Raw genomic sequence first — 15055 nt, 5'->3', positions numbered from 1 at the left:
GCGTGGCCGTGGCGTACCGTCTGACCGTGTTGGGGACTGGGTACCTGGGGGCCACGCACGCGGCGTGTATGGCGGAGTTGGGGTTCGAGGTTCTGGGGCTGGATGTCGATCCGGAGAAGATCGCGAGCTTGCAGCGGGGGGAGTTGCCCATTCATGAGCCGGGGCTCGAGGAAATGCTGCGGCGGAATCTGGCGAATGGGCGGTTGCGGTTCACCACGTCCTATCAGGAGGCGGCGGAGTTCGGGGACGTGCACTTCGTGTGCGTGGGGACGCCGCAGAAGAAGGGGGAGTTCGCGGCGGACGTGTCCTATCTCGACGCCGTCGTGGAGTCGCTGGCCCCGCATTTGAGGCGCGAGTGCCTGGTGGTGGGGAAGTCGACGGTTCCGGTCGGTACGGCGCAGCGCCTGGCCGACAAACTCGCGCTCTTGGCGGGGCCGCATGTCGAGCTGGCATGGAATCCGGAGTTCCTGCGCGAGGGGTTCGCGGTGCGGGACACACTGAAGCCGGATCGGCTCGTGTTCGGGGTCGCGTCGGAGCGAGCCGAGAAGATTCTTCGTGATGTGTACACGCCGCTGGGTGACGTGCCGACCGTGGTCACCGATTTCCCGACGGCCGAGCTGGTCAAGTCCGCGGCGAACGCGTTTCTGGCGACCAAGATTTCCTTCATCAACGCGATGGCCGAGGTCTGTGAGGCGGCACACGCGGATGTGAAGCAGTTGTCGCTGGCGCTCTCTTTCGATGAACGTATCGGCGGGCGATTCCTCAACCCGGGGCTGGGTTTCGGGGGTGGCTGCCTGCCCAAGGATATTCGGGCGTTCATGGCGCGGGCCGGGGAGCTGGGCGCGGATCAGGCGCTCACCTTCCTGCGCGAGGTGGACGCGATCAACATGCGACGGCGGGCTCGTATGGTCGATCTCGCGCGCGACTTGGTCGGCGGTTCCTTCCACACCCGTACGGTGGGCGTGCTCGGCGCGGCTTTCAAACCGAACTCCGACGACATCCGCGACTCCCCCGCCCTCGACGTCGCCCTCACAATCCGCCAGGAGGGCGGCGCGGTGACCGTGTACGACCCAGTCGCCCTGAACAACGTCCGTAAGGCCCACCCCACCCTCGACACTGCCGACTCCGCGCTAACGGCAGTCCGGAACGCGGACGTGGTCCTTCTCCTTACCGAATGGCAGGAATTCGTCGATCTCGACCCCGAAGCCATCGGCACGGTCGTCAACACCCGCAACATCGTCGACGGCCGGAACGCCCTGGACTCCGAAATCTGGCGCGCGGCGAACTGGAATTACCGCGCCCTCGGCCGCCCCTAAACCCGTCCGGTACGGCCTACAGCTGAAGACCGGACACTTCCGCCCGAAGATTCGCGCCCTTCGCATGAGCTTGCTCACGTAGCGCGATCTGAAAAGTAACCATCCGGCCCTGAAGCCCGAGGTCGGTGGTGGCCAGAATGCGTACAGCCAGCAGACCGGCGTTTCGGGCGCCGCCAATGGCTACCGTGGCGACGGGGACACCTGCCGGCATCTGCACGATGGACAGGAGCGAGTCCATTCCGTCGAGGTATTTGAGCGGAACGGGCACGCCGATCACGGGCAGCGGAGTCACCGAGGCGAGCATGCCAGGCAGATGTGCCGCGCCGCCCGCGCCAGCGATGATCACTTTCAGGCCGCGGGAGTCGGCGTGCCTGCCGTAGTCGATCATTTCGGTGGGCATGCGGTGCGCGGAGACGACGTCGGCCTCGAATGGCACGCCGAATTCCGCCAGGGCTTCGGCGGCGGCTTTCATGACCGGCCAGTCGGAATCACTGCCCATGACGATGCCGACCTGCGGGGTGGTCTCTACCTGGGTTTGCGTCATGTCAGGATCCCTTCAAACGAAGAAGCAGTGCCGAACCTGTCCAGAACATCACGATCCCGATCATCGCCCTGCGGCCAACGCCAGACCGATCATCGCCACCGCCCGGAGATCGCCTTGCGGCCAACGTCAGACCGGTCCCCTCAAGCAGGTCACAGCATGCCGGGCGCGGGCACGTACGTCGTCCAGGTCGGTGCCAAGTGCGGTGACATGTCCGATTTTTCGGCCCGGACGGACTTCCTTCCCGTAGAAGTGCAGCTTGATGCCTGGGTCGTGGGCGAGGACGTGCTCGTATCGGGAGAAGATGTCCGGATCAGGACCACCGAGGAGATTGGCCATGACAACGACGGGAGCGGTCATAGCGGGCGAGCCAAGCGGAAGATCGAGAACAGCCCGGAGGTGCTGTTCGAATTGGGAGGTCCGGGCGCCTTCGATGGTCCAGTGGCCGCTGTTGTGTGGGCGCATGGCCAGCTCGTTGACGACCAGCCCGGTCTTGGTCTGGAACATCTCGACGGCGAGCAGGCCGGTGACGCCGAGCTCGGCGGCGATGGTGAGCGCGATCCGCTGAGCTTGGGCGGCGTCCTCGGCATCCAGATCAGGAGCGGGGGCGATCACTTCCACGCAGATCCCGTCTTCCTGCACGGTTTCCACGACCGGATAGCTGACCCCCTGCCCATGCGGAGACCGCGCGACAAGCACGGCAAGCTCCCTCTCGAAAGGGACAAAAGCCTCAGCAATCAGCTCAACACCATTTTTCAAGACCTGCGCGGCCTCGCCAGCGGATTCGACCACCCAGACCCCTCGGCCGTCATAACCCCCGCGAACCGCCTTCAGAACAACCGGCCAGCCATTCTCCCCTGCGAACTCCTCAACAGCCGACACCGAATCCACACGCGCCCAAGCCGGACAAGGCGCACCAATAGCCCCAAGGCGCTCACGCATGACCGCCTTGTCCTGCGCATGGATGAGCGCGTCAGCCCCAGGCCGCACCGCGACCCCCGCCTCCGCCAGCACCCGAATATGCCCACCCGGCACATGCTCATGATCGAACGTGACCGCGTCACACCCATCCGCGAACGCCCGCAGATCATCCAGATCCCGATAATCCCCCAGCACCGTCTGAGTGATCACCCGCGACGCGCTCTCGTCGGGCGCGTTCGCCAGCACCCGCAACTCGACGCCAAGCGCGATAGCCGCCTGCTGGGTCATCCGGGCGAGCTGCCCAGCACCGACCATGCCGACGACAGGCGCAACGTTAGGGCTGTTCACAAAGGGCTAGCTTAGCCCGCGGTGATATGCGCGAGCTCCCGCCGGACCCCGATCGTGGTCATCTTGCCCGCTTTGCTGACCCGCGTGGTCAGAAAGAGCACCTCGCTCCCGGTGATCTTGCCCGCCTTGGCCTTCCCGGTAAACGCTTTCACCGCTGCGGAGCCGTACCGGGCATGGCGAAGAGCACGACGGCCGGCCCCGGGCTTCTGCGTGAAGACCAGCGTGATCGCGTGAAAGACCAGCGCGCCCCCATCGGCGAGCAGCAACGTCCGGGACGCATCCGTGGCCAGCCGCACATCCACCGAAACCCGGTCAGGCCTGGCCTTTTTCGGGGTACGGAGCAGCTCCTCCAGCAGGGTCCGCACCGGATCCCCCGCCGGGAAGGTGACCCCGCTCACCCCGGCCGGATCGGTGAGATACGTCAGATACTGCTGCGGCACCAGCCGAGCCTTGACGATCATGTCCGTCGCCCCCGTCGGCACCGCGTCCTCCGCGGGCGCCTTCCCCAGCAACGGAATCGGCCCGTACGCCAGCTGCCACACCCCATCCTCAAACGCGAAGACGAAATACGCCGGATCAGGCTCCCGCGCGAGCGCCGCGAACCAGGCCCCTTCCTCCTGATCCCCCGGCAGAAACACCTCAATTTCCGAATAATCCGGAATATCAACCCCCGGTAGCCCATTCTGCACGGCCGCACACACGGTCGCCCCGAGCTCGCCCTCCGCCCAGGCCGTCAGGGAATCCACCTTGCCGCAGTCCACCCCCCGCCAGGCCTCCCGCAACTCCGGCAGTATCTCCAGCGCACGCTCGGCCGCGTCCAGCGTCAACACCGGCGGCGAAGAAGGCTCGCTGGAAACCGGCGTTTCGACCGGCTGCCCCCCGCACGCCACGACCCCCGCCAGGCCTATGACACAAACCCCACGACGAACGCGCCCCCCCATGAGGCCCATGATCCCGGAGTCTCCTCACCCGCGAACGCCCAATGTCCGCGCGAGCGTAACACCGCCTTTTGCCCCAATAGCCGGAAATTTACTGAAATGTTCTTGGGTGAGCTGGGAAGAACCTGTATCAGGGTGGAACGGGACTCCGATGCGGAGCACGGGCCGGTAGCCTGGGTCGAACCCCCAAGCAGGAAGGACCGTACGGCTCGTGCAGCTCATCCGTCGCGCATACGAGCGGTTCGCCGCACTCGTCCACGAGGTGTTGAAGTTCGGCACCGTGGGCGCCATGGCCTTCGTCATCAACTTTGGCGTCGTCAACATCCTGTGGGCCCTGTGGGGGTCGGAGGGCACCCTGACCGCGAAGGTCATCGCGACGGTGATCGCCGCGACCTTCGCCTACTTCGGGAACCGCTACTGGACCTTCCGCCATCGTGAGCAGAGCGGCCTGGCCAGGGAATACGTGCTGTTCTTCATCCTGAACGGGGTCGGCCTGCTGATCGAGCTGCTCTGCCTGGGCTTCAGCCGCTACACCCTGGGCCTGGAGAGCCTGATCGCGAACAACATCGCCACCCTGATCGGCACGGGACTCGGCACGTTGTTCCGTTTCTGGTCGTACAAGCGATGGGTCTTCCTGGCTCCGGAGCTCCAGCCGGAGGCGGTCGATCAGGCGGGCCCGCTCACCACCCGGTGACGGCGGCCGCTCTCCCCCACCTGGCGGAGAAATATGGCGAAGGTCGCCGGGCGCGGTTTGATCAGTTCCAGCCGCCCCCCGTCGGCCACCACCAGGGACCGCGCGAGCGTCAGCCCGAGCCCGGTCCCGCGTCCCCCGGTCACGTTCCGCTCGAACACCCGGTTCCTGATCTTCTCCGGCACGCCCGGCCCCTGGTCGGAGACCTCGATGACGATCGACTTCTCCGAGCTGGTGGTGGTGATCCGCACCGGGCCGCCGCCGTGCTGGAGCGAATTGTCCAGCAGGGTCGCCACCACCTGGCTTAGCCCGCCGGTGGTGGCCAGCGCGAGCAGGCCCCGGGTGCCCAGCAGCTCGATGGCCCGGTGGGACCGCCGGAACGCGGGCTCCCACTCGCCGATCTGCTGGATCAGGACCTCGTCGATGTCGATCGGCTCGGCCTGGGAGTGCCGCTGCCGCCGGGCGGCGGCCAGCAGTTCGTCGATGACGGCGGTGAGGCGCTCGGCCTGCAGGATGGCGGCCTCGCCCTCCTCCCGCACGATGGCGGGCTCCCCGGCCGCGGCGACGATCTCCTCCAGGCGCATGGTGAGGCCGGTCAGGGGGGTTCTGAGCTGGTGTGAGGCGTCGGTGGCGAACTCGCGCTCGCGGCCGAGCAGTTCGGAGATGCGAATGGCGCTGCGGTCCAGCACCTCGGCGACCCGGTCGAGTTCGGGGATGCCGTAGCGGTGCCTGCTGGGCCGGGCGTCGCCGGATCCCAGCCGCTCCGCGATCTTCGCCAGGTCCAGGAGCGGCAGGGAGAGCCGGCGCGAGGTCACCACGGCGAGGCCGATGGCCACGCCGAGCGCGGCGAGCGCCAGGGCGATGGTGAGCAACAGCCGGGCCCGTATCTCGTGGTCGATCTGAGCGGTGTCCCTGCTGACCCGCACCACGCCGTTCTCGGAGCGCGCGTCCTCGGTGAGCGAGCGGTTCGCCGGAGGTGGAGTGCCCACGGCGATCGGGGCGATGCCCCGGAACGCGACCTGGATATACCGGTTGGGGTAGTTGCTCGCCAGCTGCTTGGGGTCGACCGGCTGCTCCTGGCTGATCGCGTATTCCACGCCGATCAGCACGCGGGTCGCTTCGGCGTTGAGCTCCTGGGCGGCCTCGTCGTTGATGAGCCGTACGACGACCACGCCCAGGGGCACACCGAGCAGCAGAACCGCGATGACCGCCACCAGCAGCATCGAGGAGAGCAAACGCCTCCGCATGGCCCCTTACTCGCGTTCGAAGCGGAAGCCGACCCCTCGCACGGTAGTGATGTACCGGGGCTTGGCGGCATCGTCGCCGAGTTTGCGGCGCAGCCACGAAATGTGCATATCCAGGGTCTTGGTGGAACCCCACCAGTTGGTGTCCCACACCTCACGCATAATCTGTTCGCGCGTGACGACCTTTCCGGCGTCCCGGACGAGGACCCGGAGCAGGTCGAATTCCTTGGTGGTCAGATGCAGTTCCTTGTCGCCCATCCAGGCGCGGCGCGAGTCGGCGTCGATCCTGACGCCCTGGACCACGGGCGTCTCCGAGGTGCCGCGCCGGAGTAGAGCCCGGACCCGGGCCAGTAGTTCGGCGAGTCGGAACGGTTTGGTGACGTAGTCGTCGGCCCCGGCGTCGAGGCCGACCACCGTGTCGACCTCGTCGACACGGGCGGTGAGAATGAGCACGGGCGTCCCGTGGCCTTCGGCCCTGATGCGACGGGCGACCTCCAGCCCGTCCATCTCGGGCAGGCCAAGGTCGAGAACGATGAGGTCGACGCCCCCCGAAAGAGCCCTTTCCAGGGCCTGCGGGCCGTCCGGACTCACCTCTACCTGATAGCCCTCCCGGCGCAGTGCGCGCGCAAGCGGCTCGGAGATCGAGGTGTCATCCTCGGCGAGAAGTACGCAGGTCATGAAGCGATCGTAGGACCTTAAGCGATCGTTTCCCGGCAGCAGCGCGCGGTTTGACTCGTCGTTGACTTATCAATTGACCTGGGCAAACACTCCTAAAGGTCGGTTTATCGCGGTAGTTCGTCCGCCCGGAGGGGGTCGCGGCACGGGAAAGGAACCTCGGAAAAAAGAAGCCCGCCGGGTGGACCCGGCGGGCGGCTGATCACGAGGCCGATGGTGGCTCCGCGTATCGCTGGAGATACAGCTGATCGCCCAGCGTGTCCATCAACTGGAGTTCGGTCTCCAGGTAGTCGATGTGGTGTTCCTCGTCTTCGAGGATCTCCTCGAAGAGCAGGGCCGAAACGATGTCCCCACGTTCGCGCATGAGCGCGATCCCTGGCCGCAACCGCTGCACCACGCCCAGCTCCAGGTCGAGGTCGGCCTGGATCTGCTCGCGCACGTTCTGGCCGATGTGCAGGGTGAACAGCTTCTGGTAGTTGGGCAGGGCCTCCAGGAAGAGAATGCGGTCGGTGAGCTTCTCCGCGTGCTTCATCTCGTCGAAGGACTCGGCCCGGGTATAGCTCGCCAGCTTCGTGAAACCCCAGTTCTCCTGCATCTTGGCGTGCAGAAAGTACTGGTTGATGGCGGTGAGTTCGGAGGTCAGCTGCTCGTTGAGCAGCGCGATGATCTCTCTGTCGCCCTGCATGACGGGCCCCTTGGATCTATGCGGTGGTGATCAGGTCTTCGGACCGTTTCAGGATTGCACAGATCTTCCGGACACATGAGCCGCAGTCGCCTCCCGCGCCGGTGGTGTCGCGCACTTGCCGGGCACTCTTCGCACCTGCCGCGATACAGTCGTGAACCTCCGTATCGGTCACGGCGCGACAAATGCAGACGTACATGGCGAGCGAAAGCCTCTCAGAAGTAGGTTAGGCACACCTAAACTAGCCTACTTTGGTAAGGCTTGCCTATGTGAGGCTCACCACACGTCAATGTCCCCTGTGCAGCCACTCCCCCAGATGCGGGGCCTCCGCGCCGATGGTGGTGGAGTCACCGTGCCCGGTGTGCACGATCGTCTCCTCCGGCAGCGTAAGCAGCCGATCTTCGATCGACTCGATGATCGTCTCGAACGAGGAGTACGACCGCCCGGTCGCCCCGGGCCCGCCCTGGAACAGGGTATCCCCGCTGAAAACCACCCCGAGCTCCCGCGCGTGCAGGCAGACCGCCCCCGGCGAGTGCCCGGGCGTGTGCAGCACGGTGAGCGCCACCTCCCCCGCGTCGATCACCTGCCCGTCCTTCAACGGCACGTACGGCACATCGCTCCCGTAGTGCATCTCCCACAACACCTGATCGGCCGGATGCAGCAGGATGGGCGCCCCGGTCGCCGCGGCCACCTCGGCCGCGGCGTCGATGTGATCGTTGTGGCCGTGCGTGCACACGATGGCGGTGACCCGCCGATCGGCCACCGCCCCCAGGATCGCGGCCGCATCGTGCGCCGCGTCGATGATCACGACCTCGTCGCCGGAGCCGACCAGCCAGACGTTGTTGTCGACCTCCCAGGTCCCGCCGTCCAGCGAGAAGCTGCCCGAGGTGACCAGGCGGTCGATGCTCACAACACCACCGCCGAGCGCAGGACCTCGCCGCGGTGCATCTTGGCGAAGGCCTCCTCGACGTCGCCAAGACCGATGGTCTCGGAGACGAAGCCGTCCAGGTTGAGGCGGCCCTGGAGGTAGAGGTCGATCAGCATGGGGAAGTCACGGCTGGGCAGGCAGTCGCCGTACCAGGAGGATTTGAGCGCGCCGCCGCGGCCGAAGACGTCCAGGAGCGGCAGGTCCAGGCGCATGTCGGGGGTGGGCACGCCGACCAGCACCACGGTCCCGGCCAGGTCACGGGCGTAGAAGGCCTGCTCGTACGTCTCCGGCCGCCCGACCGCCTCGATCACCACATCGGCGCCGTGACCACCGGTGAACTCGCGGATGGCCTCCACGGGGTCGCTCTCGCGGGAGTTCACGACGTGCGTGGCGCCGAAGTCGCGCGCCCACTCGAGCTTGCGCGGGTCCACGTCCACAGCGATGATCGTCCCGGCCCCGGCCAGCTGGGAGCCGAGAATGGCCGCATTGCCCACGCCGCCGCAGCCGATCACGGCCACCGAGTCGCCCCGGCTCACCCCGCCGGTGTTGATGGCGGCGCCGAGCCCGGCCATCACGCCGCACCCGAGCAGACCGGCCACGGCCGGCTTCGCCCGCGGGTCGACCTTGGTGCACTGACCGGCCGCGACCAGCGTCTTCTCGATGAAGGCGCCGATGCCGAGCGCGGGGCTGAGCACGGTTCCGTCGGCCAGGGTCATCTTCTGGGTGGCGTTGTGGGTGGCGAAGCAGTACCAAGGGCGACCGCGCAGGCAGGCCCGGCAGTTGCCGCAGACCGCCCGCCAGTTGAGGATCACGTAGTCGCCGGGTTCCAGGCCGGTCACGCCCGCGCCGACGGCCTCGACCACGCCGGCGGCCTCGTGGCCGAGCAGGAACGGGAAGTCGTCGTTGATGCCGCCCTCGCGGTAGTGCAGGTCGGTGTGGCAGACCCCGCAGGCCTGGACCGTGACAACCGCCTCGCCGGGACCCGGGTCCGGGACCAGCACAGTCTCCAAGGTGACCGGCGCACCCTTACCCTTAGCGATCACGCCCTGGACTTCATACGACATTCCGCACCTCCGTGTGTTTGATCAGGATTTCCATGAGCGGCCTCGCCGTCAAGCTGGCCCCCGCCGCAGCACATAGGGCTGGACCAGCCCGAGCCCGCGAGCCGGGCGGCGGCGGATCTTGACGACCTCGATGCCCGCCAGGCCGGTGACGCTCTCGGCCAGCGCGCTGTCGGCGACCACGCTGCCCGGGCGGGCGATGGCGGTCAGCCTGGCGGCCAGGTTGACGGTGGTGCCGAAGACGTCGCCCATCACCGGCAGCACGGGGCCGTAGGCGAGGCCGATCCGCACGCCCGGGTCGCCCTGCCCGAGCGCGTCGACCAGGTCGAGGGTCATCCGGGCGGCGGTCTCGGCGTCGGTGGCCGTGAAGAGCACCTCGTCGCCGAGGGTTTTGACCAGGCGCCCGCCGTGCTGGGCGACCACGTCGGAGGCGCGGGCCTCGAAGCCTTCGACCAGGTCGGCCAGGGCAAGCTCGTCGAGCTCGCGGGAGACCCGGGTGAAGGAGACCAGGTCGGCGAAGCCGACCGCCAGCGTCGTACTGGAGGCATTCTCGGTGAGGGCCAGCTGGCGGCTGGCCGTGGCGGCCAGCTGGGCCCGCCAGACGTGCACCAGGGTGAGCTCGAAGTCGGGGAGCAGCAGTTCCGCGGCGCGCAGGACCCGGGCCAGGTCGGCGTCGGTGGGCGATTGGTCCAGCATGGCGCCGATCATGATCTCGGTCTGCCACTGGGCCAGCCGCGCGGTGGTCCGGCCGAGCGCCCGGGTCATCCGGATCAGGGTGACCTCGTCCAGCAATCCGGCGTCCAGGATCGTCCGGATCCGCAGTAGCGCCTGGAGGTCGGCGTCGGTGAAGGCGACCGCGTCGTCGGCCAGGGTGGCGAAGCCGAGCGCGCGCCAGATCCGCTCGGCCAGCTCCTGCGGGATCCCGGCGGCCGAGGCGATCTCACGGCGGGTGTAACGCGGCGGCAGGCCCAGGAACAGTCGCTGGAGGTCTTCCGCGGTCGGTCGGCGCTCGTCCGAGGTCCTGCCGTTGGGCGTCACTTGCCGTCGATGTCCCCGTCCGAGGCGTCCTCCACCAGCCGGAACAGCTCGGTGCGGACGGTTTGGATCTTGGGGATGTCGCGGTAGAGGATCTCGCCGCGATCGGAGGCCGACTCGACCTTCAGCGTGCCGCAGCCGAACAGGCGCTCCATCAGGGTCTGGTCGGAGCTGACCGAGTTGACCTTGGTGAGCGGGATGTCGTCGTCGGACTTGTTCAGGATGCCGGTGCTGATGTTGAACCGGTGCGTGGTCAGCGTGTACGACGTGGTCTTCCAGCGCAGATACGGCACAAAGGAGAACAGCGTGAGCGCGACGACCGCGACCACGGCGACGGTGATCCTGGCCAGCCAGGCCCACTCGAAATCGCCGGGGATGAAGTAGATCGCGGCGCTGGAGGCAACGACGACCAGAAGGAGCGCGAGGAAGGGCACGACGAGCCGCTTCCAGTGCGGGTGGAACGAGTGCACGACTCGCTCCCCCTCGGTGAGGTGATGATCGGGCAAACCCATGGACCGAATCGTGGCACGACGATCAGTTTCGTGTCGTGTTTTGTCCGGCACTTGGTCGTCACGGATTGGCAGGCCGGACATGCACCACATCTCCCACGCTCAGCAGGTGATCGGTCCCCTCGGACCGCACCATCAGGTATCCCGACCGGTCGATCCCGGTCGCCAACCCGATCAGTACCCGCTCCCCCGGCAGCTCCACCCGCACCTCCTGCCCCACCGTCGCGCTCCCCGCCAGGTACGCCGTGCGCAACCCGCACGACTCCACGTCCCCATCGGCCGCCACCCACTCCCGATACCGCGCCTCCAGCTCCCGAAGCACGGCCAGCAGCAACACCCCACGATCCACGGTCGTCGCCCCGGACAGCCGCAGCGAGGTGGCACGCTCTACCGGCAGCTCCTCCTGCCGCAACGTCACGTTGAGCCCCATCCCGACCACGACCGCCCGATCCACCCGCTCGGCCAGCACCCCCGCCAGCTTGCGCTCCCCCACCAGCAGGTCGTTGGGCCATTTGAGCCGCACGTCGACCCCGGTCTCGGCCCGCACGGCGGTCGCGGCGGCCAGGCCGAACAGCAGCGACAGCCAGCCCTGCTTGGGCAGCGGGACGTCCGGCCGCAGCAGCACCGAGAACGTCAGCCCGGATCTGGGCGGAGCGGTCCAGATCCTGCCGAGCCGCCCACGCCCGGCGAACTGTGATTCGGCGACCAGGACGGCACCTTCCCGGATGCCCTCCCTGGCCGACTGGGCAAGATCGGCATTGGTGGAACCGGTGCGCTCGACGACCTTGACGGCCGACCACAGCGAGCCGGGACGGACGAGCGCGCTCTGCAGCGCTGCCTGCGACAACGGGGTACGTTCAAGATCGAAAGACCGTGATTCTGGCACCCGACCATTTTCCCCTCCCGAGCGACGCTCTGGAACCGGATTGTGGCGATGACCTGGAATAACTACGTTGTGTAGCCGATCCGCCACATCAGGTGCTCAAGTTCCGGCATAAGGTTGGGAAAGCACTGGTGAGGAGCATAGATGGACCGGAAGAACTGGGCGAGCTGGAAACCCTTCGGGATCGGCGAGCGGAAGCCCAACAATTATCTCGAGCTGTGGAAGGCCTTCCGGTCGGTCAAGGGGAACCGGCGGTATGCGTGGCGGATCCTCACGCGGGGGACGTGTGACGGGTGCGCGCTGGGGACCAAGGGGATGCGCGACTGGACGATGGACGAGATCCATCTGTGCAATATCCGGTTGCGGCTGCTTCAGCTGAACACGATGCCCGCGCTGGATGCGAGGCTGCTGGCGGACGTGTCCGCGTTGCCGGCGCGGAGCGGGGAGTTGCGGGGGCTTGGGCGGTTGCCGTACCCGATGATCCGGCGGCAGGGGGAGGCGGGGTTCGTCAGGATCGGGTGGGAGGAGGCGCTGGATCTCGCGGCGGCGAAGCTCGACAGGAAGGTGGGGGTCTATCTCACCAGCCGGGGGGTGCCCAATGAGAACTACTTCGCGGCGCAGAAGGCGGTTCGGGCGATCGGGGTGAACTCGATCGACAATGCCGCGCGGATCTGTCACTCGCCGTCCACGGTGGCGTTGAAGCAGGCGATCGGGGCGGCCGCGACGACGTGCTCGTACCAGGACTGGATCGGGTCCGATCTGATCGTGTTCATCGGGTCGAATCCGTCGAACAACCAGCCGGTCGCGATGAAATACCTGTATCACGCGAAGAAGGCGGGCACTCGGATCGCGATGGTGAACACCTATCGCGAGCCGGGGATGGAGCGGTACTGGGTGCCGTCCAACGCCGAGTCCGCGCTGTTCGGGACGAAGATCACCGATCATTTCTTCGGGGTGAACATTGGCGGGGACATCGGGTTCCTGAACGGTGTGCTCAAGCATCTGGTCGAGAACGACTGGCTGGACAAGGCGTTCATCGATACGCATACGGCGGGGTTCGACGCCGTACGGGAATCGGTCGCCGCGCAGACGTGGGAATCGCTGGAAGCTCTCTCGGGCGCCACTCGGGAGGATATGTTCGCGCTGGCCAAGCTGCTCGGCGAGGCCAAATCGGCCGTGCTGGTGTGGTCGATGGGCATCACCCAGCATGCGTACGGCGAGGAGAACGTTCGGGCGATCGTCAACCTGGCGCTGGCTCGGGGCTTCGTCGGCAGGGACAACTGCGGGCTGATGCCGATCCGGGGGCACAGCGGTGTGCAGGGTGGGGCGGAGATGGGGGCATATGCCACCGGTCTTCCCGGCGGGCTGCCGGTCACTCCGGAGAACGCGGCCAAGTTCGCGGAGTTGTGGGGATTTGAGATTCCCACAACGCCGGGGTTGACAGCTACGGACATGATCGACGCGGCGCACGCGGGTGAGCTGGATGTGCTGATCTCCTCGGGAGGTAACTTCCTGGAGGTTCTGCCGGATCCGGACTACTGCCGCGAGGCGCTGTCCCGGCCGGGGCTGCGAGTGCACATCGACATCGTGCTCTCCTCCCAAATGCTCGTCCCGGGGGCTGGCGATGTGCTGCTTCTGCCCGCCCAGACTCGCTACGAGATGGCGGGTGGTGTCACGGAGACGTCCACGGAACGCCGGATCATCTACTCACCCGAGGTCGAAGGGCCTCGAATCGGCGAAGCCTGGCCGGAGTGGAAGATCTTCACGGAGCTGGCCGCCCGGGCTCGGCCCGATCTGGCCGACCTGATCCGCTACCCCGGTGGGACCGCAGCCATTCGTGAGGACATTGAGCGCTCTGTGCCCTTTTATGAGGGTATTTCCGGTCTGTCTGCGTTCGGGGACAACGTGCAATACGGCGGCAGGCATCTCTGTCCTGATGGCCTGTTCCCCACTCCGGATCACCGTGGCCGCTTCAGCCCTGTTGACCTGCCCGAACTTCAGCGACCCGACGGCGCGTTCCTGGTCGCGACCCGGCGTGGCAAGCAGTTCAACAGCATGGTCCACGAGCGCCGGGACGGGTTCAACGGGGCGACCCGGCAGGCTGTGCTGATCTCCTCGTACGACGCGGACCGGCTTGGGCTGGCCGACGGCGCCGAGGTCACGCTGACCAGTTCGACCGGGAGTTTCACCGGGAATGTGCTGCGGGCTCCGCTGATGCCGGGCAACGTGCAGATCCACTGGCCGGAGGGCAACGTCCTGCTGGACAAGGCCCGGCGTTCCCCAGACGCGCGTATCCCCGACTACAACGCCTACGCGACGCTCGATCCGTCATGATCCGCCCAGGCCCGGTGACCCGGTACCGCGTCCGCCAGGTATCCGGAAATATCGCCAAAGATCGGCGTGATGATCTCGCTACCGAGGAGCCGTTGGAGATCCGGGTGCTGGCCGGAAGCGTCAGCCGTACCGTCGCGATCACCATGCGCACCCCGGGAGCCGATTTCGAGCTCGCGGCGGGTTTCCTGCACGGCGAGGGCCTGGTCAAACCCGGCGACATCCAGGCAATCGGCTACTGCACCGACGACGACGTGCTCCCCGAGGCCCGCTACAACACGGTCTCCGTCCGCCTCCCCCAACTCCCCAACATCCCCCACTTAGAACGACATTTCATGACTTCGAGCGCTTGCGGCGTCTGCGGAAGCGCCAGCCTCGACGCCCTGAAAGACCGCTGCGTCCCGCTCACCACCACAGCCCTGCGCGTCACCCCCGACATCCTGTACGGCCTTCCCGCCACCCTCCACAACGCCCAAGGCGTGTTCGCCCGCACCGGCGGCCTGCACGCGGCCGGCCTCTTCACCCCCGACGGCACCCTGGTCCAGACCCGCGAGGACGTCGGCCGCCACAACGCGGTGGACAAACTCATCGGCTGGTCCCTCCTGCACAACCGCCTCCCCCTGACCGGCCACCTCCTCCTGGTCAGCGGCCGCGCCAGCTACGAAATCGGCCAGAAGGCCCTGGCCGCCGGAATCGAACTACTCTGCGCGGTCTCCGCCCCCTCCTCCCTAGCCGTCGACCTGGCCAGAGAGTTCGGCATGACCTTGGTCGGCTTCCTCCGCAACGAACGCTTCAACGTCTACGCGGGCCCCGAACGCATCGCCCAATAAGCGAGGCCATGATCGTCGCAAGGCACGAACCGGTGTCTCTCGACGGCGGACATCGACGACTACCTGGAGTTGATCGCGTCGTCGGCGGTGGCGATCGCCAGTGGGGCCCGTTGCCGACCTGT

16 protein-coding genes are annotated in these 15055 nt (G+C 67.1%); 4 read left to right on the top strand and 12 right to left on the bottom strand.

What is annotated here, in order from left to right; translation table 11 throughout:
• Positions 1 to 8 precede the first annotated feature (8 nt).
• Entirely contained in the window at positions 9 to 1316 is a 1308-nt protein-coding gene (locus Aple_RS39920) for a UDP-glucose dehydrogenase family protein (protein ID WP_155349969.1), read from the top strand.
• Positions 1317 to 1332: 16 nt separating this feature from the next.
• Here Aple_RS39920 and purE read toward each other — a convergent pair whose 3' ends face one another.
• The 3 genes from purE to Aple_RS39905 form a co-directional block, all read right to left on the bottom strand.
• A complete protein-coding gene (gene purE, locus Aple_RS39915) occupies positions 1333 to 1860 on the bottom strand; it encodes a 5-(carboxyamino)imidazole ribonucleotide mutase (RefSeq protein ID WP_155349968.1) in 528 nt (175 codons plus the stop codon).
• Positions 1861 to 1986: 126 nt separating this feature from the next.
• On the bottom strand, positions 1987 to 3126 hold the full coding sequence (locus Aple_RS39910) for a 5-(carboxyamino)imidazole ribonucleotide synthase (RefSeq protein ID WP_155349967.1): 1140 nt from the start codon (positions 3124 to 3126) through the stop codon (positions 1987 to 1989).
• An 11-nt stretch (positions 3127 to 3137) separates the two neighbouring features.
• Complete coding sequence (locus Aple_RS39905; protein ID WP_218038736.1) at positions 3138 to 3956, bottom strand: hypothetical protein; 819 nt, start codon at positions 3954 to 3956, stop codon at positions 3138 to 3140.
• A 319-nt stretch (positions 3957 to 4275) separates the two neighbouring features.
• On the opposite strand from Aple_RS39905, the gene Aple_RS39900 reads away from it, so the two are divergent.
• Complete coding sequence (locus Aple_RS39900) at positions 4276 to 4758, top strand: GtrA family protein (protein ID WP_155349965.1); 483 nt, start codon at positions 4276 to 4278, stop codon at positions 4756 to 4758.
• On the opposite strand, the gene Aple_RS39895 is transcribed toward Aple_RS39900, so the two are convergent.
• The 9 genes from Aple_RS39895 to Aple_RS39855 form a co-directional block, all read right to left on the bottom strand.
• Positions 4731 to 6002: an ATP-binding protein gene (locus tag Aple_RS39895; protein ID WP_155349964.1), complete on the bottom strand. Its 1272-nt coding sequence runs from the start codon at positions 6000 to 6002 to the stop codon at positions 4731 to 4733. The two genes, Aple_RS39900 and Aple_RS39895, sit on opposite strands and share 28 nt — an antisense overlap.
• 6 nt (positions 6003 to 6008) lie before the next feature.
• Complete coding sequence (locus tag Aple_RS39890) at positions 6009 to 6677, bottom strand: response regulator transcription factor (protein ID WP_030451323.1); 669 nt, start codon at positions 6675 to 6677, stop codon at positions 6009 to 6011.
• A 199-nt stretch (positions 6678 to 6876) separates the two neighbouring features.
• On the bottom strand, positions 6877 to 7359 hold the full coding sequence (bfr, locus tag Aple_RS39885) for a bacterioferritin (RefSeq protein ID WP_155349963.1): 483 nt from the start codon (positions 7357 to 7359) through the stop codon (positions 6877 to 6879).
• 16 nt (positions 7360 to 7375) lie between these two features.
• Entirely contained in the window at positions 7376 to 7555 is a 180-nt protein-coding gene (locus Aple_RS39880; protein WP_155349962.1) for a (2Fe-2S)-binding protein, read from the bottom strand.
• 87 nt (positions 7556 to 7642) lie between these two features.
• The gene (locus Aple_RS39875) at positions 7643 to 8260 is read right to left on the bottom strand and encodes an MBL fold metallo-hydrolase (RefSeq protein WP_155349994.1); all 618 of its coding nucleotides are present in this window, start codon (positions 8258 to 8260) and stop codon (positions 7643 to 7645) included.
• Positions 8261 to 8262: 2 nt separating this feature from the next.
• Positions 8263 to 9348: an S-(hydroxymethyl)mycothiol dehydrogenase gene (locus Aple_RS39870; protein WP_155349961.1), complete on the bottom strand. Its 1086-nt coding sequence runs from the start codon at positions 9346 to 9348 to the stop codon at positions 8263 to 8265.
• Positions 9349 to 9396: 48 nt separating this feature from the next.
• Positions 9397 to 10383 carry an adenylate/guanylate cyclase domain-containing protein gene (locus Aple_RS39865; RefSeq protein ID WP_155349960.1) on the bottom strand — a complete coding sequence of 329 codons (987 nt, stop codon included), beginning with the start codon at positions 10381 to 10383 and terminating at the stop codon, positions 9397 to 9399.
• The gene (locus Aple_RS39860) at positions 10380 to 10892 is read right to left on the bottom strand and encodes a PH domain-containing protein (RefSeq protein WP_155349959.1); all 513 of its coding nucleotides are present in this window, start codon (positions 10890 to 10892) and stop codon (positions 10380 to 10382) included. The genes Aple_RS39865 and Aple_RS39860 overlap by 4 nt, the downstream gene beginning before the upstream one ends.
• A gap of 58 nt (positions 10893 to 10950) precedes the next feature.
• Positions 10951 to 11736 carry a biotin--[acetyl-CoA-carboxylase] ligase gene (locus Aple_RS39855; RefSeq protein WP_246265076.1) on the bottom strand — a complete coding sequence of 262 codons (786 nt, stop codon included), beginning with the start codon at positions 11734 to 11736 and terminating at the stop codon, positions 10951 to 10953.
• Positions 11737 to 11916: 180 nt separating this feature from the next.
• On the opposite strand from Aple_RS39855, the gene Aple_RS39850 reads away from it, so the two are divergent.
• A complete protein-coding gene (locus tag Aple_RS39850; protein WP_155349957.1) occupies positions 11917 to 14106 on the top strand; it encodes an FdhF/YdeP family oxidoreductase in 2190 nt (729 codons plus the stop codon).
• On the top strand, positions 14103 to 14933 hold the full coding sequence (fdhD, locus tag Aple_RS39845) for a formate dehydrogenase accessory sulfurtransferase FdhD (RefSeq protein ID WP_155349956.1): 831 nt from the start codon (positions 14103 to 14105) through the stop codon (positions 14931 to 14933). Before Aple_RS39850 ends, fdhD begins: the two co-directional genes overlap by 4 nt.
• The last annotated feature ends 122 nt before the right edge of the window (positions 14934 to 15055 follow it).

Origin of the sequence: Acrocarpospora pleiomorpha (genome assembly GCF_009687885.1) — a bacterium.
GTDB lineage: Bacteria > Actinomycetota > Actinomycetes > Streptosporangiales > Streptosporangiaceae > Acrocarpospora > Acrocarpospora pleiomorpha.
Note: the sequence above shows the minus strand (reverse complement) of the source record. Positions and strands in the feature narration are given on the sequence as shown.

What these genes read in the sequence shown, in the direction of transcription:
- Aple_RS39870 (WP_155349961.1), bottom strand. Translation starts at nt 9,348, where the DNA reads ATGTCGTATGAAGTCCAGGGCGTGATCGCTAAGGGTAAGGGTGCGCCG.
- bfr (WP_155349963.1), bottom strand. Translation starts at nt 7,359, where the DNA reads ATGCAGGGCGACAGAGAGATCATCGCGCTGCTCAACGAGCAGCTGACC.
- purE (WP_155349968.1), bottom strand. Translation starts at nt 1,860, where the DNA reads ATGACGCAAACCCAGGTAGAGACCACCCCGCAGGTCGGCATCGTCATG.
- Aple_RS39850 (WP_155349957.1), top strand. Translation starts at nt 11,917, where the DNA reads ATGGACCGGAAGAACTGGGCGAGCTGGAAACCCTTCGGGATCGGCGAG.
- Aple_RS39860 (WP_155349959.1), bottom strand. Translation starts at nt 10,892, where the DNA reads ATGGGTTTGCCCGATCATCACCTCACCGAGGGGGAGCGAGTCGTGCAC.
- Aple_RS39895 (WP_155349964.1), bottom strand. Translation starts at nt 6,002, where the DNA reads ATGCGGAGGCGTTTGCTCTCCTCGATGCTGCTGGTGGCGGTCATCGCG.
- fdhD (WP_155349956.1), top strand. Translation starts at nt 14,103, where the DNA reads ATGATCCGCCCAGGCCCGGTGACCCGGTACCGCGTCCGCCAGGTATCC.
- Aple_RS39890 (WP_030451323.1), bottom strand. Translation starts at nt 6,677, where the DNA reads ATGACCTGCGTACTTCTCGCCGAGGATGACACCTCGATCTCCGAGCCG.
- Aple_RS39880 (WP_155349962.1), bottom strand. Translation starts at nt 7,555, where the DNA reads ATGTACGTCTGCATTTGTCGCGCCGTGACCGATACGGAGGTTCACGAC.